Origin of the sequence: Rhodococcus sp. ARC_M6, from assembly GCF_022810305.1 — a bacterium.
Taxonomy (GTDB): domain Bacteria; phylum Actinomycetota; class Actinomycetes; order Mycobacteriales; family Mycobacteriaceae; genus Rhodococcus_F.
Genome location: NZ_JALGQH010000001.1, coordinates 175,242 through 199,663 on the forward strand (window position 1 = coordinate 175,242; position 24,422 = coordinate 199,663).

General features: G+C 61.3%; 22 protein-coding genes. 10 read left to right on the top strand and 12 right to left on the bottom strand.

Translation table 11 applies throughout. From position 1 onward, the window contains the following. Nucleotides 1-52: 52 nt before the first annotated feature. Nucleotides 53-604 (top strand): SRPBCC family protein, encoded by a 552-nt coding sequence (locus MTX36_RS00845; RefSeq protein WP_243617881.1) that lies wholly within the window; start codon nt 53-55, stop codon nt 602-604. 3 nt (nt 605-607) lie between these two features. Here the strand turns inward: MTX36_RS00845 and MTX36_RS00850 are convergent, their stop codons facing one another. Further along, nucleotides 608-1,642 carry a LacI family DNA-binding transcriptional regulator gene (locus MTX36_RS00850; RefSeq protein ID WP_243617882.1) on the bottom strand — a complete coding sequence of 345 codons (1,035 nt, stop codon included), beginning with the start codon at nt 1,640-1,642 and terminating at the stop codon, nt 608-610. 134 nt (nt 1,643-1,776) lie between these two features. Here MTX36_RS00850 and MTX36_RS00855 point away from each other — a divergent pair, with 134 nt between their 5' ends. Both MTX36_RS00855 and MTX36_RS00860 read left to right on the top strand, forming a co-directional pair. Next, nucleotides 1,777-2,949, top strand: a complete 1,173-nt coding sequence (locus tag MTX36_RS00855) for an acyl-CoA dehydrogenase family protein (protein WP_243617883.1) — start codon at nt 1,777-1,779, stop codon at nt 2,947-2,949. Beyond that, nucleotides 2,946-4,088 (top strand): CaiB/BaiF CoA-transferase family protein, encoded by a 1,143-nt coding sequence (locus MTX36_RS00860; RefSeq protein ID WP_243617884.1) that lies wholly within the window; start codon nt 2,946-2,948, stop codon nt 4,086-4,088. The genes MTX36_RS00855 and MTX36_RS00860 overlap by 4 nt, the downstream gene beginning before the upstream one ends. Here the strand turns inward: MTX36_RS00860 and MTX36_RS00865 are convergent. Then, on the bottom strand, nt 4,057-5,055 hold the full coding sequence (locus MTX36_RS00865; RefSeq protein WP_243617885.1) for an NADP-dependent oxidoreductase: 999 nt from the start codon (nt 5,053-5,055) through the stop codon (nt 4,057-4,059). The two genes, MTX36_RS00860 and MTX36_RS00865, sit on opposite strands and share 32 nt — an antisense overlap. Before the next feature lie 111 nt (nt 5,056-5,166). On the opposite strand from MTX36_RS00865, the gene MTX36_RS00870 reads away from it, so the two are divergent. Continuing rightward, nucleotides 5,167-6,048 (top strand): alpha/beta fold hydrolase, encoded by an 882-nt coding sequence (locus MTX36_RS00870; RefSeq protein ID WP_243617886.1) that lies wholly within the window; start codon nt 5,167-5,169, stop codon nt 6,046-6,048. Here the strand turns inward: MTX36_RS00870 and MTX36_RS00875 are convergent. Both MTX36_RS00875 and MTX36_RS00880 read right to left on the bottom strand, forming a co-directional pair. Then, nucleotides 5,978-7,264, bottom strand: a complete 1,287-nt coding sequence (locus tag MTX36_RS00875; protein ID WP_243617887.1) for an MFS transporter — start codon at nt 7,262-7,264, stop codon at nt 5,978-5,980. The genes MTX36_RS00870 and MTX36_RS00875 overlap by 71 nt on opposite strands. Nucleotides 7,265-7,268: 4 nt before the next feature. Next, entirely contained in the window at nt 7,269-7,865 is a 597-nt protein-coding gene (locus tag MTX36_RS00880) for a phosphoribosylanthranilate isomerase (protein WP_243617888.1), read from the bottom strand. 56 nt (nt 7,866-7,921) lie between these two features. Here MTX36_RS00880 and MTX36_RS00885 point away from each other — a divergent pair, with 56 nt between their 5' ends. Both MTX36_RS00885 and MTX36_RS00890 read left to right on the top strand, forming a co-directional pair. Continuing rightward, nucleotides 7,922-9,223, top strand: a complete 1,302-nt coding sequence (locus MTX36_RS00885; RefSeq protein ID WP_243617889.1) for an esterase family protein — start codon at nt 7,922-7,924, stop codon at nt 9,221-9,223. A 95-nt stretch (nt 9,224-9,318) separates the two neighbouring features. Then, nucleotides 9,319-10,548, top strand: coding sequence for an acyl-CoA dehydrogenase family protein (locus MTX36_RS00890; RefSeq protein ID WP_243617890.1), 1,230 nt, complete (start codon nt 9,319-9,321; stop codon nt 10,546-10,548). Here the strand turns inward: MTX36_RS00890 and MTX36_RS00895 are convergent. From MTX36_RS00895 to MTX36_RS00905, 3 genes are all read right to left on the bottom strand, one after another. Continuing rightward, nucleotides 10,545-11,336: an alpha/beta fold hydrolase gene (locus tag MTX36_RS00895; RefSeq protein ID WP_243617891.1), complete on the bottom strand. Its 792-nt coding sequence runs from the start codon at nt 11,334-11,336 to the stop codon at nt 10,545-10,547. The genes MTX36_RS00890 and MTX36_RS00895 overlap by 4 nt on opposite strands. A 35-nt stretch (nt 11,337-11,371) precedes the next feature. Further along, on the bottom strand, nt 11,372-12,973 hold the full coding sequence (locus MTX36_RS00900; RefSeq protein ID WP_243617892.1) for an ABC-F family ATP-binding cassette domain-containing protein: 1,602 nt from the start codon (nt 12,971-12,973) through the stop codon (nt 11,372-11,374). Nucleotides 12,974-13,155: 182 nt separating this feature from the next. Further along, entirely contained in the window at nt 13,156-13,710 is a 555-nt protein-coding gene (locus MTX36_RS00905; RefSeq protein ID WP_243617893.1) for a hypothetical protein, read from the bottom strand. Between the two features lie 87 nt (nt 13,711-13,797). On the opposite strand from MTX36_RS00905, the gene MTX36_RS00910 reads away from it, so the two are divergent. From MTX36_RS00910 to MTX36_RS00920, 3 genes are all read left to right on the top strand, one after another. Beyond that, nucleotides 13,798-15,609 carry a penicillin-binding transpeptidase domain-containing protein gene (locus MTX36_RS00910; protein WP_243617894.1) on the top strand — a complete coding sequence of 604 codons (1,812 nt, stop codon included), beginning with the start codon at nt 13,798-13,800 and terminating at the stop codon, nt 15,607-15,609. 107 nt (nt 15,610-15,716) lie between these two features. Next, nucleotides 15,717-17,396, top strand: a complete 1,680-nt coding sequence (locus MTX36_RS00915) for an NTF2-like N-terminal transpeptidase domain-containing protein (RefSeq protein ID WP_243617895.1) — start codon at nt 15,717-15,719, stop codon at nt 17,394-17,396. 28 nt (nt 17,397-17,424) lie between these two features. Next, on the top strand, nt 17,425-18,162 hold the full coding sequence (locus MTX36_RS00920; protein ID WP_243617896.1) for a sulfite exporter TauE/SafE family protein: 738 nt from the start codon (nt 17,425-17,427) through the stop codon (nt 18,160-18,162). Here MTX36_RS00920 and MTX36_RS00925 read toward each other — a convergent pair whose 3' ends face one another. The 4 genes from MTX36_RS00925 to MTX36_RS00940 all read right to left on the bottom strand — a co-directional run bounded on the left by MTX36_RS00925 (nt 18,163) and on the right by MTX36_RS00940 (nt 22,494). Then, entirely contained in the window at nt 18,163-19,635 is a 1,473-nt protein-coding gene (locus MTX36_RS00925) for a peptide MFS transporter (RefSeq protein ID WP_243617897.1), read from the bottom strand. Nucleotides 19,636-19,691: 56 nt separating this feature from the next. Beyond that, the gene (locus tag MTX36_RS00930; RefSeq protein WP_243617898.1) at nt 19,692-20,069 is read right to left on the bottom strand and encodes a DUF3054 domain-containing protein; all 378 of its coding nucleotides are present in this window, start codon (nt 20,067-20,069) and stop codon (nt 19,692-19,694) included. A gap of 71 nt (nt 20,070-20,140) precedes the next feature. Next, nucleotides 20,141-20,692, bottom strand: coding sequence for a YceI family protein (locus MTX36_RS00935; RefSeq protein ID WP_243617899.1), 552 nt, complete (start codon nt 20,690-20,692; stop codon nt 20,141-20,143). A gap of 92 nt (nt 20,693-20,784) precedes the next feature. Continuing rightward, nucleotides 20,785-22,494 (bottom strand): 2-isopropylmalate synthase, encoded by a 1,710-nt coding sequence (locus MTX36_RS00940; protein ID WP_243617900.1) that lies wholly within the window; start codon nt 22,492-22,494, stop codon nt 20,785-20,787. 165 nt (nt 22,495-22,659) lie between these two features. Between MTX36_RS00940 and MTX36_RS00945 the strand changes: the two genes are divergently transcribed. After that, nucleotides 22,660-23,340, top strand: coding sequence for a FadR/GntR family transcriptional regulator (locus MTX36_RS00945; RefSeq protein ID WP_243617901.1), 681 nt, complete (start codon nt 22,660-22,662; stop codon nt 23,338-23,340). Here the strand turns inward: MTX36_RS00945 and MTX36_RS00950 are convergent. Continuing rightward, nucleotides 23,337-24,419, bottom strand: a complete 1,083-nt coding sequence (locus MTX36_RS00950; RefSeq protein WP_243617902.1) for a YbhN family protein — start codon at nt 24,417-24,419, stop codon at nt 23,337-23,339. The genes MTX36_RS00945 and MTX36_RS00950 overlap by 4 nt on opposite strands. Between the last annotated feature and the right edge of the window lie 3 nt (nt 24,420-24,422).

A 24,422-nucleotide genomic window follows, 5' to 3' on the forward strand; every position in this document is an offset into this window, starting at 1 on the left:
CTCAAAGTAGTGGTCGGTTGCTCCTGTCGATAGTACCTGGTGAGATCGAACTATGAGTGCTCAGCAATATCAGCCCAGTGGCCTGTCCGACGTCACGGTGAGCGTCGACGGCGACGACACCGTCGTTACCTTCCCCCGAACGTTGCTGTACCCCGTGGACCAGGTGTGGGCGGCGGTAACCGATCCGGAAATGTTGGCGCAATGGTCGCCGTACACGGCTGATCGTGATCTGAGCAGTGTCGGCGAAGCAGTCATCATCATGCTTTCGGAAGACGGAACCCCGGACATGTCATTGCCGGTGTCCGTGCGGGTGGCAGAAGAGGCTCGCCGACTCGAACATGAATGGGGCCCAGACGAATTGATCTGGGAACTCACCTCCGTCGAGGGCGGTACGCACGTTGTGCTGACGCAGCGTTCGCGGGCCGAGGGCATGGCTTCGGCCTTGGCGGCAGGCTGGCATCTGTGCTTCGACGTGCTGGACGCACTGCTCGCCGGTTCGCCGTTCGGTCCCGTCGTGGGAGCCAAGGCGCGTGACTACGGGTGGGATGATTTGAACGCGCGTTACGCGCGTCAGTTGGGAATCAGCGAATCCGAAGTTTGGTAGAGCTCAACGAGTCCGGGTCGACGCCCGCACGATTAGTTCGACCGGCAGTCTCACCGATTCGACGCTCTTTCCTCCGATGAGGAATAGCAGGTGACCGACTCCGGTCGCACCGATCTTGCGGGCGGGTGACCGTACCGTCGTGAGCGGGACGGGTAGTTGCGAGACGACAGGAATGTCGTTGTAGCCCACCAGCGCAAGGTCGTCGGGAATGCTCAGGCCAAGGTCGCGGGCAACGCCGAGAACACCGATGGCGATGGTGTCACTGACTGTGAAGATCGCGTCGGGACGCGTTGTGCCGCCGAGCAATCTGGCTGCGGCGCGCACACCGCCGTCCACCTCGAAGTCCGATGCAACAATCCGGCTCGCCGGCAGTTCCAGCCCGGCTTCGGTGAGTGCATCCCGGAATCCGGCGACGCGCTCGCGGGAAGTGCTGGCATGGTCGGGTCCGGCAATTATCCCGAGGTCTCGATAACCGCAGTCGAGCAGGTGTTTTCCGGCGAGATACCCACCGCGGCGATCATCGCCGCTGACATAGGGGAGTCCGACGTCGACGTGTCGGTTGAGGAGCAGAACCGGGAGCGACCGAGCCAGGAGAGACTCGACAAAATCGGTGCCCGGCAGGTGGATACTGCTGAGCATGAGGCCGTCGACCTGGCGGCTGATCAGGAACTCGACGGCTTTGCGTTGTGCATCCACGGCATCGGGTGGGCTGGAGAGCAGAACCGAATAGCCGGCGGCAGTCGCTGCCTCTTCGATGCCTTCGAACATGGTGGCGACGACGCCGTCGGTGAGTCTCGGCATGACCACGCCGATCGTCGTGGTTTTGCGTGTTCGCAGGCTGGCCGCCCACAGATTAGGTTGGTAGCCAAGGTCTTCGGCAACTTGGCGCACGCGCCGAGCCGAGTCGGACCACCCGTCGACGGGTTCGGCTTGCCGTAGAACGCGCGACGCTGTCGAGATGTGGACCCCGGCCCTGTCTGCGATTTCGCGCAGTGTGGGCGGACGTCCACTACTGCGGTCAGACGGATGAGGCGACATCAACGGTGGGACTCCTGGTACGAATTCGGGGATTGACGTGGTGGCTGTTCGGTCCCTACTCTAGGTGATGCAAACGATTGCACAATCGTTCTTGCACCATTGCAAGCAGGTTCCACATCCCCCTTGGAGGCCCCGTGACCACGCCGCAGTCCCTGTCAGAACTCTTTGCCATCGACACCCTGCTCGACGCCGAGGAAATCGCGATTCGCGACACCGTTCGGAAGATGGTGGATAGTCGCATCCGTCCGCACATCGGACAGTGGTTCGAGGACGCCGCCCTGCCGGCACGGGAGTTGGCACTGGAACTGGGATCTTTGGGCGTGCTGGGCATGCACCTGGACGGCTATGGCTGCGCCGGGATGAGCGCCACTGCCTACGGGTTGGCGTGCCAGGAACTCGAAGCCGTCGACTCGGGAATTCGCAGTCTGGTGTCAGTGCAGGGGTCGTTGGCGATGTTCGCGATTCATCACAACGGCAGCGAAGAGCAGAAGAATGAATGGCTGCCTCGCATGGCGACCGGTGAAGCCATCGGTTGCTTCGGTTTGACGGAACCTGACTTCGGATCGAACCCCGGCGGTATGCTCACCAATGCCAAGCGAGATGGCGACGACTGGATTCTGAACGGCACCAAGATGTGGATCACCAACGGTTCCATCGCGGACGTGGCTGTGGTGTGGGCGCGAACGGACGACGGTGTGCGCGGCTTTGTCGTTCCGACAAACACTCCCGGCTTCTCGGCCCCCGAGATCAAGAACAAGATGTCGCTTCGGGCCTCGGTTACTTCCGAACTTGTCCTCGAAGACGTGCGTCTGCCGTCGTCGGCGATGCTGCCCAAGGCCCGTGGCCTGTCCGGTCCGTTGGGCTGCCTCAACGAGGCACGCTTCGGCATCATTTTCGGTTCGATGGGCGCGGCCCGAGACTGCCTGGAGACGGCGATCTCGTATGCGCGTGATCGGAAGGTCTTCGACAAGTCGTTGGCCGCCTACCAGCTCACGCAGGCCAAAATTGCCGACATGGCAGTCGAATTGGGTAAAGGGCAGTTGCTTGCCATCCATCTCGGACGTCTCAAGGATGCCGGCACGGTGCGACCCGAGCAGGTCAGCACGGGCAAGCTGAACAACGTGCGTGAAGCAATCAAGATCGCTCGCGAATGTCGAACCATCTTGGGCGCCAACGGCATCACTCTCGAGTACCCGATCATTCGCCATGCCAACAATCTGGAATCCGTTCTCACCTACGAAGGCACGTCCGAGGTGCACCAATTGGTGATCGGCCGCGCACTGACCGGAGAAGAAGCATTCCGGTGACATCCGCACTGGGCGACCTGGTCATCGCAGACTTCGGGCGCGTGCTCGCCGGGCCCTACGCCACAATGCTTCTCGCGGATCTGGGTGCCGAGGTGATCAAGATCGAACGCCCCGGCGTCGGTGATGACACCCGCACGTGGGGACCACCGTGGGTTGGGGACGAATCAAGTTACTTTCTCTCGGTGAACCGCAACAAGAAGTCCGTGACGTTGGACCTGCGTGACGAACATGATCTGTCGATCGCACAAGACCTGGTGCGCACGGCGGACGTCGTTGTGCAGAACTTCCTGCCCGGGACCATGGATCGGCTCGGGCTCGGTTACGACGCTGTGCGAGAAATGAATCCGGGTGTTGTCTACTGCTCGATCAGTGGCTTCGGTGGCAACAATTCGCTACCGGGATACGACCTGTTGATCCAGGCGGTCGGCGGGCTGATGAGTATCACCGGGCCGGATCCGCAGACTCCGACCAAGGCTGGCGTCGCTCTGGTCGATGTCATCACCGGCCTGCATGCGAGTGTGGGAATTCTTGCGGCGCTGCGTCATCGGGATAAGGCGGGCGAAGGGCAGCATGTAGAAGTCAACCTGTTGTCGTCGTTGCTGTCGGCACTTGCCAATCAGTCATCCGGATACGTTGCGGCCGGGGTAGTTCCGCAAGCCATGGGTAATCGGCATCCCAGCGTGGCGCCGTACGAGGTATTCCAGACTGCGGACCGACCGTTGGTGCTGGCGGTGGGCAACGATCGCCAATTCGGTTCGTTGGTCGAGGTTCTGGGTATCCCGGAGTTGGCTGTTGACGTGCGATTCTTGTCCAACGGCTTACGCGTCGCGCATCGAGAAGAACTCTTCGACGCCCTGACCGCGGCACTCGCGGACGGAAGTGCAGACTACTGGTTCGAGAAGCTCACCCAACGAGGGGTTCCCTGTGGGCCGCTCAACAACATTGCCGAGGCAGTTGACTTGGCCGAGCGGTTGAACCTGAATCCTGTTGTGAATATCGATGATCCGCGTCGCCCAGACCCGATCAGGCAGGTGGCCAACCCGATCGGTCTGAGCGTCACGCCGGCGACGTATCGGACGGCGCCGCCGAGGCTGGGGGAGGACTCGGCTATATCTTCAGGACAAGCTTTCCGGTGTTAGCACCCGCAAACAGGAGATTGAGGCTGTCTCCGAAAGCATCGATGCCGCCGTCGACAATGTGTTCACGAGCAGTCAATTGGCCACTCTTGATCCACTTTCCGATCTGTTTCTGCGCCTCGGAGTATCGATCGAGGTAATCGAACACTACAAATCCTGTCATCGTTGCCCGGTTTACCAGCAGCGAAAGGTAGTGCGAGGGGCCGGGTTGTGGTTCGGTGGCGTTGTATCCGGCAATTGCACCGCAGATGACCACGCGGGCATGCAAGCGCAGACGGGAGAGTGCAGCGTCGAGGATCTCGCCGCCGACGTTGTCGAAGTACACGTCAATTCCGTCGGGTGCTGCTGCGCGCAGACCCTTGTAGACGGAGTCGTTCTTGTAGTCGATGGCGACGTCGAAACCGAGTTCGTCGGTGAGCCAAGCGCATTTCTCCGGCCCACCGGCGATACCGATCACGGTGCAGCCATGGATCTTTGCGATCTGGCCGACGAGGCTGCCCACGGCGCCGGCGGCACCGGATACGACAACGGTGTCGCCATCCTTCAGCTTTCCGACGTCGAGCAGTCCGAAATAGGCTGTCACGCCCGGGAATCCGAGTGCTCCGAGCCAGGTGGGCAGGGGAGCGATCGACTCGTCGACACGCGTGACGTCGGCGCCGTCGGAAATTCCGTACTCGGAGGCGCCGAACGATCCGGCGACAACGTCTCCGACCTTGTAGTCAGGGTGCTGAGATTCGGTGATATGCCCGACGCCGTGGGCGCGCATGACGGAACCTAGTTTTACGGGCGGAACATACGACTTGACGTCGTTGAGCCAACCGCGCATTGCGGGGTCGAGGGAGAGGTATTCGACCTTGACGACAAACTCGCCGGGTCCGGCTACCGGAATGTCACCGTCCACGTAGTCCCAGGTGGAGGCATCGGGAAGTCCCGTTGGTCGGGCGGCGAGGCGTACTTGGCGGTTGGGCATGTGTCCCTCTCGGCAGGTCAGTTGAACTTGAGGCCGGATTCAATATAGGTGATCGGGTGGTAACTGGGGAAGGGTTCCGGACGGTTCGCGTCGTATGGGTATGTTCGATCGATGAGCAACACAAACATCGAAGAAGTGCTTGCAGCGCCCGACTGGTTCACCACGGCATTGTCAGCGCCGGTCGAGACAGGTGCCTTGGAGGTTGAGGGTGCGACCATCCGGTTCCGTGCCTGGGGTCCGGTCGGGCCGGGAATCGTCCTGGTTCACGGCGGCGCTGCGCACAGTCAGTGGTGGGATCACATCGGACCGCAGTTCGCTGCCGGAACCCGAGTTGTCGCTCTCGATATGACCGGGCACGGGGACAGTGACACCCGCGAAACCTATTCGATGTCTCAGTGGGCGCGCGAAGTGATCGCTGCCGGCCGCGCCGGTGGGATCGAAGGAAAGCCGACCCTGGTGGGACACAGTATGGGTGGCATCGTCTCGTTTGTGGCCTCGAACCTGTACGGCAAAGATCTCGGCGGCGTTGTCATCATCGATTCTCCCTTGCGTGCGAGGACACCAGAGGAAGAAGCTGCCCGACGTCAGAACGCGTTCGGGCCGAAGAAGGTCTATCCGACCCGCGAAGATGCGAAGTCGCGCTTTCGTTTTGTTCCGTCACAGGATGCCGGATTGCCTTGTATCCGTGACCATGTGGCGGAAACCTCGATGGTGGCCGTGGACGGCGGATGGTCGTGGAAATTCGATCCGAACTTCTTCCTGCGGGTAGGGGAGGAGGAAGCGCTGGGTGAAGGTACTCGTTGTCGCACAGCATATTTCCGTGCGGAGAACGGGATTGTTTCCGAAGAGTTGATGAGTCATATCTGCACGCTGCTCGGGCCCGAAGCCATCATCGCCGAGATTCCTGACGCCGGCCATCACGTCATGATCGATCAGCCTTTGCAGTTGGTGACGGGGATTCGGACCGTGCTGAGTGCGTGGGAAGCCTTGTGAAAAAGGCGATTGCCGGGATGATGGCCAGGGCGATCGCACCACCCGCAATCGCGAGAGCGGCGTAGCTGGTTGACGCCATCATGAATCCGGATGCCAGTCCGCCGCCGGCACCGGCGATGGCGATAGAGACATCGACCGTGCCTTGAGTTTTAGCGCGCGCACTCAGGGGGACGGCTCCGGTGATGATGGTGGTTCCACTTACCAACCCGAAACTCCAGCCGAGGCCGAGTAGACCGAGTGCCAAGGCGAGGCTGAATACCGAATCGGTGGGCGCAACCGCGGCGGTGATTCCGGCAGCAAGAAGTGTCACCGCTGATGCGACTGCGACGATGCGAGGTCCGAAGCGGTCGACCAGGAACCCCGACAGCGGTGAGGGGAGATACATCGCGGCGACATGCACAGCGATCACGATGCCGGTGGCGCCGACCCCATGCCCATGATGCTGCATGTGGATCGGCGTCATTGTCATGATCGCGACCATGACCAACTGGGACAGGACCATGATCGTCGTGCCGAGGGCCACGGCACTGTTCCACATCGATGTCGGAGCCGAAGTGAGTGAGGGAACGTCGTCGCCCTCGGTGTCGTCGGCAAGTGTCCTCGCCAGGATCAGTGGGTCGGGACGCAAGAGCACCCAGAGAACAAGTCCGGCGGCGCCGTAGGCGAGTGCAGCGAGCATGAACGGCCCAGCGAGGCGAGGAATCGACATCGCTTCGGCGAGATCGCCGAGGACGGTCACGAGGTTGGGGCCGATCACTGCGCCGACGGTGGTTGCGACCAGGACGGTACTGACGGCTCGTCCCCGGTGAGCGGGGGCTGCGAGATCGGCGCCGGCATAACGGGCTTGGAGGTTGGTTGCCGTTCCGGCCCCGTAGACGAAGAGCGCAATGAACAACAGTGGAATGTTGTCCAAGGCGGCAGCAGCAACGACGCCGAGACTGCCGAGCGCGCCGACGGCATATCCGCTCGCGAGTCCGGCGCGACGCCCGAGTCGCTGCGACAGCCTGCCGACGGTGGCTGCCGCAGCAGCTGATCCGATGGTGAAGAGGGCACTGGGGAGGCCGGCGAGGCCCGTCGAATCGAGCATGTCCTGCGCTAGGAGCGCTCCGACGGTGATGCCGGCGGCCAACCCTGCTCCGCTGAGGATCTGGGCTGCTACTAGTACGCGAAGGGTTCGCCGTTGAGCGGCGTCGATGTCTGGCGTGATGGTGTTCACGAAGTCAGTTGCGCACTGCTGCGACAAAGTTTTCGATCAACGCGTGATCCTTCACTCCGCGCGAAGATTCGACGCCACTGGACACGTCGACGCCCCAGGCTCCGGTGGCGTCCAACGCGGCGCGGACGTTGTCGGGGTTGAGTCCGCCGGCCAGAATCCACTGCCCCTGCGGGCGCGATTGCTGCTGCGCCCAGTCCCACGGCACTCCGGACCCGGCGTCAGCGCCGTCGATCAGGAGTTCGTCCTCACCCAGATCGAGGTTGTACCCATCGCGCACCTTGCCGGATACAACGGCACGAATCACGAGGAGTCCGGCGTCGTGCAGACTCTGGACTTGCTCGGCGGAATCGAGATCATGGATCTGGACGTACTTCAGTCCGGTGGCCCGGGCGATGTCGAGGATCTGATCGAGGGGATTGCCCAGAAATACGCCGACCGCTCTGATGCCGTCAGGTACCCGTGAAATGAGATCTGCCGCCAGTGCGGGATCGACTTTGCGGACGCTCTCGGCGAACACAAAACCGATGGCGTCGACGCCCAGTCGCACAGCTAGATCGACGGTATCGGCGTCGCGAAGTCCACAGACCTTGATGAATGTCACCTGGTTCAGAGTACTAGTCTCGAGCGAGCGACATTCCTTCGCGCGAGAGGCTCGACGTGGACTGGCTCTATCAAACGAGTGTGATCTCGGGGCCGTTGCCTGTGATCCTGACGGCGCTGGGTGTGCTCGGTGGATTGTGGCTCCTGAGTGGGAAGACACGGTGGTTTTACCGCTACGCGATCCCCGTCTGCGGCTTCGTTGCGCTTCTGATCATGGTGGCCGCGTGGATCCTGGTGGAAAAGGTGGTCGTGCCTTTCCCCGATCCGATCGCGATGTCGATTTACGTGTGGATCGGGATGGGCGTGTACGCGCTGCTGCTTCTCGGCCCACGCATCAAGGCGGGTGGGAGCATTCGAAGCGCCGCTGCCTCCGTGGTGGCAGCGTTGCTAGTTGTTCTTGCAGCTGCGACGCAGATCAATCTGGAGTTCTCGGCCTATCCGACAATCGGAATTGTGCTGGGCCACGACGATTTCGATCGAATCGCTCTCATCGATGTACCCGGACCGACAACCCCGGTCATCACCGGAAATCCCACGGACACCGTGTGGAAAGCGCCGGAAGGCATGACGACTCGCGGTCGGGTCGCGACTTTGCCTGTCCCCGGTACGGTTTCAGGATTTGTCGCTCGAGATGCGGAGGTGTACCTACCGCCGTCGTACTTCACGGATCCGCGTCCGCTGCTTCCGGTACTGGTGTTGATGGCGGGGCAACCCGGGAGTCCGCAAGACTGGCTACAGGGTGGGAAGCTCACCGCCACAATGGATTCCTTTGCGCACCAACATGACGGGTTGGCGCCGATCGTCGTTCTGGCCGACGCCACCGGTACTCAATTCGCAAATCCGCTGTGTACCGATTCCCCCGCCGGCAATGTCGCGACGTACCTGGCCAAGGATCTACCGGCGGCAGTGACCGCAGCGTTCCAGGTCGATACGAATCCGAAGGCCTGGGCCATCGGCGGACTCTCTTACGGCGGAACGTGCTCGCTGCAGATGGCGACCAACTTTCCCGACGTCTACCCGACCTTCTTCGACCTCTCCGGTCAGCTCGAGCCTTCGCTCGGCGACCGCGCGCGCACCGTCGAGCAGATATTCGGTGGCAACGAAGGGGCGTTCAAGAAGGTCAACCCGATGGACATTCTGGCGGGACGGAAGTTCCCGGATTCGGGCGGAATCGTCGTGGTCGGTTCCGACGACAACGAGTTCAAGCCCGGTCAGCAGAAGATCTACGACGCGGCCAAAGTTGCGGGGATGGATGTGAAGTACCTCGAACTGCCCGGAGGCCACAGCTTTGTCGTGTGGTCGGCCGCCCTCCAGAAGGAACTGACCTGGTTGTCGCAGCGTATGGGGCTGATCAGCTGAGTTCCTTTCCCTGTAATTGGAACGTGTTCTATATTCGGTATATGACTGCTCCCCGGCAGTCGTCCCTGATCGTTCACTGACTGGAGTGCAGGCACATGTACGAGTGGTCCGACACCGACCTGATGTTCCGCGACGCCTTGCGGGGCTTCATCGACAAGGAGGTGCGCCCGCACGTCGACAAGCTCGAAAGTGGTGAACTGCCTCCCTTCGACATCATCCGCAAGCTGTACGAGACCTTCGGACTGGCCGACATGGCACGTGAAGGCCTCGAGAAGTCGCTCGCCCGTGAGCGTGGCGACGCCCCCGCCGGTGACGGTGAGAAGTCCAGCGCCTTCAGCGGCGCCGGCAGCATGGGCGTTGTACTCAACAGTGAACTGGCCGGCGTCACCCTCGGCCTCGTCGCCACCATGGGTGTGAGCCTCGGATTGACCGCCGGCACCATCCGCAGCCGCGGCACCCTGGCGCAGAAGGAACGCTGGCTGCCCGGGCTGGTCACGTTCGACACCGTCGGCGCGTGGGCCATCACCGAACCCGACTCCGGATCGGACGCCTTCGGCGGCATGAAGTCCTACGTACGACGCGACGGTGACGATTACATCCTCAACGGCAACAAGACCTTCATCACCAACGGTCCGTACGCCGACGTCACCATCGTCTACGCCAAGCTCGACGAAGGCGACGCGTCCGTCGACCGCCGCGACCGCAAGGTTCTCGCATTCATCCTCGACAAGGGCATGGAAGGCTTCACGCAGGGCACTCCCTTCAAGAAGATGGGCATGAACTCCTCGCCCACCGGCGAGTTGTTCTTCGACAACGTGCGGATCTCCAAGGACCGCCTACTCGGCGAAACCGAAGACAGCGGAAAGTCCGACGGAAAATCCAGTGCCAAGGAAAGTTTTGCTGCCGAGCGAATCGGCATCGCATCCCTGGCATTGGGCATCATCAACGAATGCCACCGGTTGAGCATCGACTACGCAAAGTCTCGCAAGCTGTGGGGCCGCGAAATCGGGCAGTTCCAGCTCATCCAGCTCAAGCTCGCCGAGATGGAAATTGCTCGAATCAACGTGCAGAACATGGTCTTCAATGCAATCGAGCGCACCGCAGCCGGCGACAAGGTGACCCTGGCAGAGGCATCGGCGATGAAGCTCTACTCATCCCGCGCGGCAACCGAGGTTGCAATGGAAGCCGTCCAGTTGTTCGGCGGCAACGGTTATATGGCTGAGTACCGCGTCGAGCAGCTTGCGCGCGACGCGAAGTCGCTCATGATCTACGCCGGCAGCAACGAAATCCAGGTCACCCACATTGCGAAGGGTCTACTGGGCTAGTTCTGGTTCAGAAACGGAATTAGCGACGCCAGAACAGCTTCGGAGGCTGCGACGGCACTGGCATGATCAGTGCCCTCGATAACGGTCAACGAACAATCAGGGATCAGGGATGCGGCGTACTCGGTATCGGGGCGCCGCTCCCGGTCTTTCGAGCCGACAAACATCGACGTCGGGGTGGTCATGGCGCGAAGAACGGCGTCGTCGATCCCGGGTTCGACATCCGACCGTCGCATGTACGCAGCCAAGGCCAGCGCATCATTGCGACGGAACGCCGCAGCAGTCTGCGGATCGACGGGCCTACCGCGCCTGATGCCCCAGCCTTCGAGGAAGCCGTCCATACCGGTCCGCTCGAGAGCGTCGACGCAGCCCGGGAAGAACAGAGCGTCGAACGCCCCGGTCATGGGTCGACTACTGCCGCCGCCGACGGTCAGCGACCGGATCCGCTCGGAATGTTCGATTGCCAGCGACAGTACGGCTCGACCACCGAACGAGTACCCCAAGACATGCGCGGGTTCGAACGGCGATTCGGTATCGAGGATTTCGAGCAGATCCGCGACCACCAGATCCATTGCATAAGAATCGGAATCGTGTGGCTTGTCGCTGCGACCATGACCACGCATGTCGACCAGGATCAGTCGATACTGCGCTTGCAGGGCTTTGACGTAGCCGAATCCCCTCCAGATCGAGTGGGACAGGGCCGTGCCGTGCACCATCAGCAGGGGAGTGCCCGTGCCCACAACCTGGTACGCGATACGGGTGCCGTCGACCGGGTTCCTCACGTCCTGCATCACCGATTCAGTATGGACGTGAACGGGGCGGCGGGCTACTCGGGGTCGATTTCTTGAATTCCGTTCTCATCCATACTGATCCAGCGGGTGATTCCGATGTCCCGCAGGAAGGGGAGATCGTGACTGACAACTACAAGTGCGCCCCGGAAATCTTGTAGGGCTTGCGTCAAGTGGGCGAGGCTCGGCAGATCCAGGTTGTTGGTCGGTTCGTCGAGTAGCAGGAGTTTTGGTGCCGGCTGCGCCAAAAGGATGGTGGCCAGCGCCGCGCGAAGGCGTTCGCCGCCGGACAGGGCTGACGCCAACACATCGGAATCTGTTCCGCGGAAAAGGAATCGAGCGAGCTGTCCGCGAATTTCCTCACTGGTTGCATGCGGGGCAGCCAACGCGACGTTGTCGGCGACCGACAGGTCATTGTCGAATACGTCCAGCCTCTGAGGCAGGGCGTGGCAGGGAACGAACGGGGCAGACGCCACGACTGCGTCGAGCAGTGTCGTCTTACCGATTCCGTTGCTTCCCACTATCGCAATGCGTTCGGGTCCGGTGATCTGCAGTGAGATTTGTTGGCCGCTACGCAGGGTCACCTCGTCCAGTGCAGCCACCTGCTGACCTGGAAATACCTCGGTGGCAGGCAGATTCAGCCGAATTTCGCGGTCGTCCCGAAGCAATTCCTCGGCATCGGTGAGTGCAGACTTGGCGTCGTCGACCTTTCCAGTGTGGCTGACCGCGAGTTTGCCGGCGGAAACTTCGGCCTTACGCTTGCGCGTCTGCGCCAGAATGGGTGGCAGACGCTTTTCGTCGAGCATCTTCTGTCCGTACCGCTTTCGGCGGTCCAGCTTGATACGTGTCTCGATCAGTTCGCGGCTCTGTTTTGCCAGATCGGTCTTGGCATCTCGAACAGCGGCCTGGGCGTTTTCCTGTTCGGCAGCAACTATTTCTTGGTACATCGAGTAGTTGCCGCCGAACACTCGGAGATTGCCGCGCCGCAATTCGACCGTGAACTCCATGCTGTTCAGCAATTCCCGGTCGTGGCTCACAACCACGACAGTGCCCGGAAACTGTTGCACTGCATCGTGAACCCTGCCACGGGCCTCGCGGTCCAGGTTGTTGGTCGGCTCGTCCAATAGCAGCACCTGCGGATTTTTCAGTAGTGCCGCAGTGAGGCCGAGTAGTACTGTCTCGCCGCCGGAGAGAGTTCCCACCGTGCGTCCCAAGGCTTGGGTGTCGGGTACAACGCGCTCGAGGCCAAGGCGATGCAGAGTCGAGATCGCACGTTCCTCGATATCCCAGTTGTTGTCGACCCGGGAGAAATCGGACTCCGTACCGTCGCCGGTTTCTATGCGGTGCAAAGCCTTTCGCAGATCGTGAATGCCCAGAATGTCATCGACTCGGACGTCAGGATCCAATGTGATGTCTTGGCGCAAATACCCGATCTCGCCGGAGGCATTGACGGAGCCGGCATCCGGTGTCAGTTGGCCTGCAATCAGGCGCAACAGTGTCGACTTTCCGGATCCGTTCAGTCCCACCAGACCGACTCGGCCGCTGGGAAACACGAGGTTGAGGCCGGTGAAAACCTGCTCGCCGTCAGGCCAGGTGAAGGTGAGATCGGACAGCGACAGGTATGAATGAGAATGGGTCATGCGTACTCCAGAGGGTGCGGGGAACCACCCGGCTCAGCCGCGGCTGATGGGTGTGGATGCCTTCGCGTAATTAACCTCTAGATGAGCAACGGCCCGTTTCCTGTTCTGCTGGGAATGGTTCGCTGTCAACCGTACTCGATGACCGTCGTGCGCGGCAATTGAATTGTTGCGTGGATCTCCTCTCAGATTCTTGGGCCTTCCGCTCGCAGGTCTTCCACCTTTGACATCGCGTCCCGGAGTTCCGCGAGCCACTGTTCGCTGTGTTGGCCTGCCAAGCGAACCGTCCATTTGAGGGCGTCAGCACGTGATCGAGCGACACCCGCGTCGACCAATGTGTCGAGAACCTTGCGCTCGGGTTGCCGCAACCTCGTCATTACCGGAACTGCGAGATGTGTGAACAGGACGGTCTTTTCGTCGAGTTTCACTCCCCAAGCGACCTTGCGTCCGTATCGAGCTTCCGCCTCGTCGGCGATACGCATGCGATCGGCGCGAGTGGTTTCACGGAAGCGAGAGACTCGCCCCTCGGCAGCTGCGTCTCCGCCGTCGACAGGCGGTAGTTCTCCGATGACAACAATTTCCTCGCGGTCCACCTGAACATCGGCCGGGCCAGTGAACCAGGTGTCGGGGAGTCGGCCGGCAAACCAGTCGGCCGCGTCACCGGCGTCGGGAACGGATGCTTGTTGCCAACCACCCGGGCGACCGAATCCGCGCTCGCCGGGGCCGTGTGAATTTTTCATGACGTTCTCCTGAGAAGTCGTCTGCAGGGCTTATTGCACTGATTACATGATTACACCGATATTCGAAGCTTCGCCACAAATTCGGGCATGATCGAGAATGTGCGCCAGTCAAGAGTCGATACCCACCGCAGATTGATCCGACGAGCCCTAGCGTCGGTGGCGCTGGGAGCAGCTGTCGCAGGCAGCGTTGTCGCCTGCAGTAGTGGCCCCGACCAGCCGCGATCAGTGGCCGAGCAGTTTGCATCGGCGCTCACGGCAGATGATGTTCAGACGGCCGCCAACCTCACTACGGATCCTGCTGCTGCATCTATAGCGATCACAGCCATGATCGACGGGCTGGGGAAGGACGAGGGCACGTTCACGGTCTCGGATGCCGAAGAATCCAACGACAACGACAACGCCGGCACCTTCACCCTCGACGCATTCTGGAAATTCGCCGAAGGACAGGACTGGTCGTACTCGACGCACGGGAGCGCATCGGCAAGCGGCGACAACTGGTTGATTCAATGGGACCCGACGTTGCTCGCCCCGGATCTGACGGCATCGACAACCCTTCGATACACGCCCACGACGGGCGCACCGCCCGTCGTTCTCGATTCCGCCCGCCAACCCATCATGGAACAGCAGGTCGTGACCCTGGTGAATCTCGATCCCACCGCGGATACCGCTGCCGTAGCGGCACTTCTGTCGCCGATCGCCCCGACGATCACTGCCGATTCCTTGCGCAGTGACTTGGCCAGTGCCGCCGGCAAACCTGTCACCGCCGTCACCCTTCGCGCGGAAGACCTTGCACCCATTGAAGATCGACTGGTTGCCGTACCTGGTGTGACGCTGGCGCCGCAAGCACGGCTGCTTTCCGTCGACAAGGCTCTTTCGTCACCGACATTCAGTGGGCTTGCGGATCTGTGGCAGCAAGGTCAGGACAAATCTGCCGGCTGGGCGGTGCAACTGGTGAAAGAGAACGGCGCCGCAACAACTCTCGCCGGGCAGGACGGGCCGGTCGCCCCGAACATTGCAACCACGATCGATCGAAACCTTCAGTTGGCCGCCGAAAACGCACTTGCCGGGGTCACGCAGCCGGGAGTGATCGTTGCATTGCAACCGTCGTCCGGTGCAGTTCTGGCAGTGGCGCAGAATTCGGCTGCAGATGCCCAGGGGCCGATTGCTTTGACCGGTCTGTACCCGCCGGGATCGACCTTCAAGACCGTGACGACGTCGGCCGCACTGCAAGCCGGTGTCGCGACTCCTGACACGATCCTGCCGTGCCCCGGGACCGAGAACATCGAGGGTCGGCAGATTCCCAACGACGACGAGTTCGACCTCGGCTCGGTTCCGCTGCACACCGCATTTGCGAAGTCGTGCAACACCACGATGGCGCGGCTCGCAGTCGGACTGCCCGCGGACGCTCTGCATAACGCGGCCCTGCAATTCGGATTGGGCGTCGACTATGTCACCCCGGGCCTGACGACGGTGACCGGAAAGGTTCCCGACGCGAACACTCCGGCCGAGCGTGTCGAGTCCGCGATCGGGCAGGGCGCAGTTACGGCCACGCCGTTCGGGATGGCGTTGGTCGCGTCTTCGATTGCGAATGGTGCGACACCGGTTCCGATGCTTGTGAAGGGGCAACCAGGCGTCGCCGATCAGACGGTTGCGCCCGCTCCGTCGGCGGTGACCGAACAGTTGCAGGCGATGATGCGAGAGACCGTCACGGGCGGAACGGCTACCTCGCTCGCGGACATCGACGGACTGTTGGGCAAGACCGGAACGGCGGAAGTGGACGGGGGATCCGCCCACGGATGGTTTGTCGGGATCAAGGGTGATCTGGCATTTGCGGTGTTCATTGCGGGTGCCGATAGTTCCACACCTGCTGTGCAGGTAGCCGGTACTTTTCTGCGCTGAAACGTCATTGCGGTTGCAGTTCGATGACGCCTCCGTGGCTCAACCGTGACACGTTCGTAGGCATCCCGTGCTTGTTACCGGTGTGACTGGAGTGAAGAGTTGCTTCAATGGGGACCGGATCACAGATAAGCCGTCGTGGGAAATACGTCATCGCTTCGATAGCTGCTGTCGTTATGACAGTGGCGCTCGCATCGTGCGTCGTCGGGGGCGACAAGAAGACCGACGCCGCTTCGGTGGTCGAAGACTTTGTCAATGCCCTCAATAATCGTGACATCGACGCCGCCGCCGACCTCACCTCGTACCCCAACGCCGCCCGCGCGTCGATCGCGCAGATGTTTGACGGCCTCGACGCGAAGTCGTCGGATTTCGACGTCGCACAGGTTATGGACCTCGGTAGCGACTCCGCATTCTTCACACTCGATGCCGCCTGGAACTTCGGCGAAGGCAAAGACTGGACCTACCAGTCGCAAGGCGAAGTCCGCGACCTCTCCGTCGGTTGGCGCTTGTCCTGGGATCCGGCCGTCATCGTCCCCGGGCTCGGCAATGGACGCACAGTCTCCTACACCCGGACCGATGCGGCGCCGCCCAAAGTCGTCGACGCCGGCGGCACTCTGCTCATGAACGAACAGACCATCAACGCCATCACCCTCGACCCGGCAACAATGCCCGATCCCGTCGACACCACCACGCGACTCGCGAAAGTCATCGAACCCGTCGCTCCGCTCGTGACGTCGGAATCGATGCTCGCCGACCTCGCGGCGAACCCCGGCAAGCCGGTCACCGCAGTACTGCTACGCGACCCCGACTATGCCTATCTCGAAAGCGATTTCGCCATCCCGGGCGTTGTGGTCGTCAAGACGCCCAAGTTGATCGCGTCGGACCGGCGGATCGGCTCGCCGCTCCTGGATCCGCTCCGCACTGTGTGGCAGGCAAACCGCGACGCCACCGCAGGATGGGCCGTCAACCTCGTTGATTCGGGCGGTGTGCCGACCAAGCAAGCCGGCGTCCAAGGGCCTCCCGGTCCTGATGTAGCCGCAACTTTGGACTCCCACACGCAACTCGCAGCCATCGAGGCTGTCGTCAGTGCCGGAACCCCCGCAGCAATCGTCGCGATCCGACCCTCTGACGGCGCGATTCTTGCTGCAGCACAAAACAATCAGGCAATCGAACAGGGTCCGATCGCATTTACCGGGCTACGTCCGGCCGGGGGCGCCCTCGACCTCGTCCGGCTTGCCGCCTCCATCCAGAACGGCGTCGACCCCAGCGCAGTGTCCCCGGAACAACTGACCGATGCCGCGCATCAACTGGGCCTGGGCAACGGATTCAACATCCCCGGCTTGGAACAGCAGACGGCTGTGTTTGCGTCCGACCGCCCGGGTAGCAATCAGTCCGTGAGCAACATTCTGGCGTCGAACAAGACAGCGGGCACCGGCGATCCGCAGGTCACTCCGTTCGGAATGGCAATGCTCGCAGCATCTATCGCACGCGGCAGTGCTCCGACGCCGATGATGGTGTTCGGTCAGCCGGCCACCGCTGACGCCGTCGGATCCCCATTGCCGGCCGACGTGAACAACCGTCTGCGTGACTCCATGCGCGGCGCCGGTGGGCTGGTGGGGTACCCCGATCTCATGGCGGCAGGGGCTGCGAGCGGCGACGATCGCTGGTTCTTCGGATCCCGTGGTGATCTGGCATTTGCAGTGCTCGTCGCTGATGCGGACGGCAACGACCGGGCGCAGCAGATGACGGAGAAGCTCTTTCAGGAGCTTGCCAAGCCTGCCGACAAGTAGGTACCGGCACCGGGTAGGTTCATGATTCGTGAACCTGCTCGATTTCGGATTCCTCGTCGTAGCGGGATTTTTCAGTGGACTCGTCGGATTTGTCACCGGACTGGCATCCATCGTTTCGTATCCCGCGTTACTCAGTGTCGGGTTGTCACCCGTCAGTGCCAACATGACCAATACTGTTGCGCTGGTTGCCGTCGGTGTCGGAGCGTTGGCGAACTCCTCCCGTGAGGTTGCCGACACCGGGCCCAAACTTGTTCGGTGGGGTGTCTATTCGGCACTCGGCGGTGTTGTCGGGGCACTGATTCTCATTCTTGCGCCGGAAGGATCCTTCGAATCCGTCGTACCGGCGATGGTTGCTTTCGCGGCACTCGCATTGCTACTGCAGCCGAAAATTCGTGAGCTTTCCGGTGGAGGAGAGCGTCCGGGAATCTACTCCGCGGCACTGTTTGCCGTCGCCGTCTACGGCGGTTACTTCGGTGCCGGCGCAGGCGTGATCTTTCTGGCGGCAACGCTGATCCTCACGTCCGAATCAGTGTGGCGTGCAACGATCCTGAAGAGCTTCTTCCTCGGTATCGCGAATCTGGTTGCAGCGCTCATCTTTGCGTTCTCCGGACAGGTGCACTGGGTGGCTGCGCTGGCAATGGCTCTCGGCGCGTTGGCCGGTGGTTGGTGCGGACCTCCCGTCGTCAAGAAAATCCCGCCATCGGTACTGCGCGTGGCAGTGGCAATGGCGGGATTCGCTCTGGCGCTGTGGCTGTGGGTCAAATAGCTACTGCACGCCCTGCATCAGTTTCTTGATCCACGGCGACACGACCGCGAGAATGACTCCGATTCCGATCGACGTGAATCCGATGACCAGGAAGAACGGCTTGCTGTTGTCGATGTCGAAGTAACCCGCCAAAGTTCCCGCCATCGAAGTGCCCAACGCAACGGACAGGAAGAACAACGCGACCATCTGGGTGTGGAAATGCTCCGGCGCGAGTTTGGTTGCGAGAGAAAGACCAACGGGGGAGAGGAACAGTTCCGCGAAGGTGAACAGCAGAAGCACTCCCGCCAGTCCGAGGAGTGGCGCGCTGTTCGGTCCACCGCCGGTGATAGGGATGAAGGCCAGAAATGCCAGGCCCATGATGCCGGTACCGATTGCGAACTTGATGGGCGACGACGGTTGGCGTGGCCCGAGTTTGGTCCACATCGCTGCAAAGACACCGGCGAAGATGATGATGAACACCGGGTTGATGGATTGCACCCAGGTCGGCGGAAAATCCCAACCGAAGAGGTTGCGGTCCAACAATTTGTCCGAGATGACAGGCACCGTGGTGAACTGTTGCTGGAACAGCGACCAGAAGGCCGCGCTGGCAATGAACATCGGAATGAACGCGAATACTCGACTGCGTTCGACCTTCGTGATGTTCTTGCTGGTCAGCATGAGCAGGAAGTACCCGACCGAAGCAATGATGGTCAAGCCGACCACGATGTCGGACATGTTGTCCGCTCGGATCAGCCCGGTGATCGACGCGATGGCCACCACAATGATCGCAACGATGCCGATGCCGATATAGACCGAACGCTTCTCCGGGGGGAGTGGATTGCCTGGGACTTCACCGATCCCGCGAAGGTGCTTGCGGCCCAACGTGTACTGGATCAGACCCAGTGCCATACCGACGGCGGCGAGGGCGAACCCGGCGTGGAATCCCCATTCCTTCTGCACCGCACCGGTCAGTAGCGGACCGACCAACCCGCCGATGTTGATGCCCATGTAGAAAATGGAGAATCCGGCGTCGCGGCGATCGTCGTTTTCGGAATACAGATCTCCGACCAGTGACGTCGCGTTTGCCTTGAGCCCGCCACTGCCGAATGCGACCATGACCAAGCCGATGCCCACACCCCACAAACCGGGGAACACCGCTAGCGCAATGTGGCCGGCCATGATCAGCGAAGCACTGTAGAACAACGTCCGTTCGGAGCCGAGCAGGCGGTCTGCAACCCAGGCACCCAGAATCGTAGACAGATAGACGGTGCCGCCGTAGGCGCCGACAATGCTGGTCGCGGCGGCCTGGCTGATGCCGAGGCCGCCGTCGCTGACGCTGTAGTACAAGTAGTAGATCAGGATGCCTTGCATCCCGTAGAAGGAGAATCTCTCCCACATCTCCACACCGAAGAGGTTGGCCAGCGCAAATGGCTGTCCGAAGAACCCTCGGTCTTCTTTTTCGCTACGTTCGACGGGCTCCGTAGTGTTGCTCATCCGAAAAGTGTCCTACTTCTACGGACATTTCGGGTAGTTCGGGACCGTCGACACGGTTACGACCTGGCGCGAATTTTTGCGACCACCGGCAGCAGCGCGCGCCAGCCGAGAATGAATGCGCCGAGGAAGAGCGTGGCGACCACGATGAAACTGAACTCGGTGCCCTGACCGCTGAGCACTCGCAGCACCATGCCGAAGATGACGGTGGAGAGCCACACGACGACGCCGGTGGGGATCAGGAGAGTGGCGTCGAACTTGTCGCGGTAGAGCGCGAGCGTGCCGGACCAACCGATGACCAAGCCGGTAAGGAAGGGCCAGACAGTCATCATCAACCCGGAGAGGGCGTTCGCTTCGTCATGGGTTCGGCGGCCGATTGCGCAGAACACGATCACGATTACGGCGTCGATCAGGAGGGGGAGCGTGTGCTTCTTCACGCCGTCAACCATACGACTGTGCGCCTTTATTAACCGCGGGCGGTTAATAAAGGCGCACAGGGGCGAAGGCCTTAGGCCTGCAGGCCGGCCTCGATCTCGATGGTGAGGGTGATCTTGTCGCCGACAACTGCGCCGCCGCCTTCGAGGGGCATGTCGATGGAGATGTCGAAGTCACGGCGGTTGATGACGGTGGTGGCTTCGAAGCCGGCAACCGGACCGTGGCCCATGCCCGGGTTGACGCCGTTGAACTCGAGGTTGAGCTCGATCGGACGCGTCACACCGTGCAGCGAGAAGTCGCCGACGAGTACGAAGTCGCTGCCCTTGGCGCGAATCTCCGTGGACTTGAAGGTGGCCTTCGGGAACTTCTCGACGTCGAAGAAGTCAGCGGACTTGATGTGGCCGTCGCGCTGCTCGTTCTTGGTGTTGATGGAGTCGACGGAGATCTCGGCCTCGACCGAAGCGGTGCCGTCCTCGCCGACGGTGATGGTGCCGGAGAACTCGTCGAACGTGCCGCGGACCTTGGAGACAACGAGGTGGCGAACGGAGAAGGCGACGGCCGAGTGGGTGGGGTCGATGACCCAGGTTCCGGCGGTCAATGCGGGCAAGGTGGTGGCGGTGGTCATCGAAACTCCTTGATAAGTAGTTGAATGTTCAATTGCTTGTAGGTTCAACTATGGACCCTAGAGATTTCTTCCGCAACCCGAAGTGGTCTGCATCACATCATTCGGGTCGTTGCGTAGACCGCGTGAAGTGCCGACGCCGTGACGGATTGATGGAAAGCCACTCCCCACCGCTGAACCCCGTTGACCACGCACTCGGTGATCGTCATAGTGGAATGTGCAGTGCCGGACGACGCCGGATTGCCAGGCAGTGAATGCTGCGTGAGGGAGAGAACTTCAACGGCCGATCCCTGTTCGGTCAAGATCTTGCACAGTGACTCGATCGGTCCGGACGCGCAGGACTCGGCGGTGACCTCATGGCCGTCGCGATCCAGAACGACGAACAGGTTGTCTCCGTCCGTAGTGTGCTCCACCGAGTATCGGCGCATTCCTCCGTTGTACCCGTACTCTCGCAGCAGTAGGTTCCACAGCTGGTCAGCGGTCATTTCCGAGCCGGAACCGTCGGTTTCGCGTTGTACGCGTGACGCGAAGTCGATTTGCAGGCGCCGGGGAAGTTCGACGCCGTATTCGGACGCCAGCAGGTAAGCGATCCCACCCTTTCCGGACTGGCTGTTGACTCGGATCACCGCTTGGTAGTCACGGCCGAGGTCGGCGGGGTCGATTGGTAGGTAGGGCACCGCCCACGGCGCGTGCGACGGATCGATGCCGGCGGCGTCTGCGGTTGCGTAGTGATGGGCGAAGCCCTTCTTGATCGCGTCCTGGTGTGTGCCGGAGAATGCGGTGTAGACCAGGTCGCCGCCGTAGGGGTGTCGTTCGTGAACCGGAATTCTGTTGCAGTACTCCACAGTTCGGCGGATGTTGTCGATATCCCGGAAGTCAATCTTCGGGTCCACCCCCTGTGCATGCAGATTCAGTCCCAGCGTCACCAGGTCGACGTTGCCGGTGCGTTCGCCGTTGCCGAAGAGGCAACCCTCGACGCGTTGAGCGCCGGCCAGTACTGCGAGTTCGGCGCACGCAACCCCGGTCCCGCGATCATTGTGTGGATGTATAGACAGGATCACCGAATCGCGTCGTCCCAGATTGCTGTGCATGTACTCGATTTGGTCGGCATAGATGTTGGGAGTGGCGATTTCGACTGTGGCAGGCAGGTTATGGATGACCGGGCGGTCCGGGCTTGCGTCCCAGAGTTCGGTGAGACTGTTGCAGACCTGCAGCACATAGTCGGGTTCGGTCAGATTGAAAACTTCGGGAGAAAACTCGAAACGCCAACCATTCTGTCCTTCGCCGCCACGGGCAACGTCCTCGGCGGCACGAAAAATCAGGCCGTGCAGTTCTTCTCGCTCTTTGCCCAGGACGACGTTGCGCCACGTCGGGGCTGTCGCGGTGTACATGTGAACAACGGCGTTAGGTAAACCCTGGATCGATTCGTACGTCCGGTTGATCAAATCTTTTCGGGCAGCGGTGAATACGACGATGGTGACATCATTGGGAACAAGATCGAATCTCACCAGGTCGCGAACGAAATCGAAATCGGTCTGGCTGGCCGAGGGGTAGCCGACCTCGATTTCCTTGTATCCGACGGCAATCATCAGTTCGAACATCCGGCGTTTGCGTGCGGGGTCCATCGGTTCAGCGAGGGCTTGGTTGCCGTCGCGCAGATCCACGGGTACCCACAAGGGGGCCTCGGTGGTCCGATTGCTCGGCCAGGTTCGTTCGAAAGTCGGAATCTCGACGCGATCCCAGGCGGCGCGGTAGCGCTCGGACGGCATGGGGGAAGGTTTCTGGTTGTTCCAGGTGATGCTCATGGGATTTCTCCGTGCTGGTCGAAGTTGAATGACCGGCCACGGCGAAACCCCGCGGAGGGGTGCCGGTCTTTCAGGCCCCGCCGCGGCAGTCGAGAAGAAGTCCACTTTCAGCCATGCGGGTTACACTAGAACGAAATCACTTATCAGACAACCTGAGGAGTTTTAGTGTCACCGATAGTCGAACGTCGATTGCTCACCGATCAAGCTGCCGAGCTGCTTCGTGAGCGGATCGTCGGCGGTGAATGGGAAGTTGGCGCCAAACTTCCTGGTGAGACCACTCTTGCAGCCGAATTGGGTATCGGACGATCCACCATCAGGGAAGCGGTCAGGACTCTCGCCGGTCTCGGAATGCTCGAATCGCGGCAAGGAGCCGGCGTGTTTTTGCGCAGCACGACCCCGCCCGATCAATGGCCACGAGTCCTCGAAGCGGAAGCCATCCTGCACGTCGTCGAGGTGCGCAATGCAGTCGAGGTCGAAGCAGCCCGACTCGCGGCACGGAGGCGTGATGACTCGGATATCGAAGCGCTGCGGCGGGCTCTCGCGGGGAGAGCAGCGGCCGCCGGCTCGGATGACGCAACCTTCGTGGACGCAGACATCGCAGTCCACCGAGCCGTGGTCGAAGCCGCGCACAATCCCGTGTTGTCGGAACTCTTCGAGACATTTGTTCCGCGGCTACGTACCGCACTGATCGAATTGATCGGAGTGCTCGATCTGCATCCACAGAGTCAGCCCGACGCTGACGAACACCGAATGTTGGTCGATGCAATCGAAGCTGGTGATGCCGAAGAAGCAGTACGAATCAGCCGCGCACACCTCGACGACATGGCCGCTGCATTGGAGAGCTAGACGCCCGGCTGCTCGCGGCGCTCGAACTCGACGTCTATGTCCAAATCGTCGTGGTGAGTTGCGCGGAAGGAGACCAGGAAAACCAGCCAGCCGGCCAACACGACGAGAACGAGACTGACTATCCGATAAACGAATACCGCTGCGGCAGCCTGTGCCCACGAAGAGCCTGCCATGATGAGAGCCGTGACAAGGACGGGCTCCACAACTCCGAGTCCACCAGGCATGAGAGGGATACTGCCCACGGCTTTTGCCGCTGTGAAAGCTATGAGAAGGCCGGCGAAACTCGGGTCGGCCCCGACCGCCCAACACGCGAAGCCCAGACACAGGACGTCGGCTACTCGGTGAACAGTCGACCATCCGAACGCGATTGCCGTGTCGGTACGACTGAGCTCTACGGCGTCTAGTTGCTTCAGAATCTCGGACCAACGCGCTACTCCACGGTCTGCTGAGTTATCGCGAAAGTTGTTGTATCGGGCTAGAACTCGGTGGCCGATACGCTCGATACTGCCGGGGTTCTGAGCAATGTATCGCAGCCCGAGGAATAATGCTGCCATACCGACGATCGATATCGTGAGCGTCACCGGGCTCACCTTGGTGCCGAATGCGACTGCGCCGGTAGCACCGAGGATCGCGAGTGTGGCGGCGGCGATCACACCACACATCGCAAGCTGCCACGACGCGACCACCGGCGTCGCACCCCACTTACGTGTTTGCTTGTAGGTGAAAGCGGTGGAGAACACTTGGCCCGCAGGCAACGTCAATGCCATTGCGGTACTCGCATAGATGACTGACAGGTTCTTGACATGACCGGCGACCACACCTGCAGCGTTCAGAAGGCGTTGTTGAACCGAGGCGTAGCCGCTCAGCGAAACAGCCTGTGCTGCCAGACACGCGGCCACCCATCCCCAATGGATCTCGGTAAGGGCCTGCCAGTACTCGTTGAGACGGGGCCACAGGATGGTTCCCTCGACGATCAGCAGTGCGACCAAGGCAAACCCGAGGACGATTTTCAGCCACCAGAAGCGCCCTCTGACCCGGCCGGATGCGGCCTTGGGCGGGGTATTTCCAGGCTGAGCCATTGA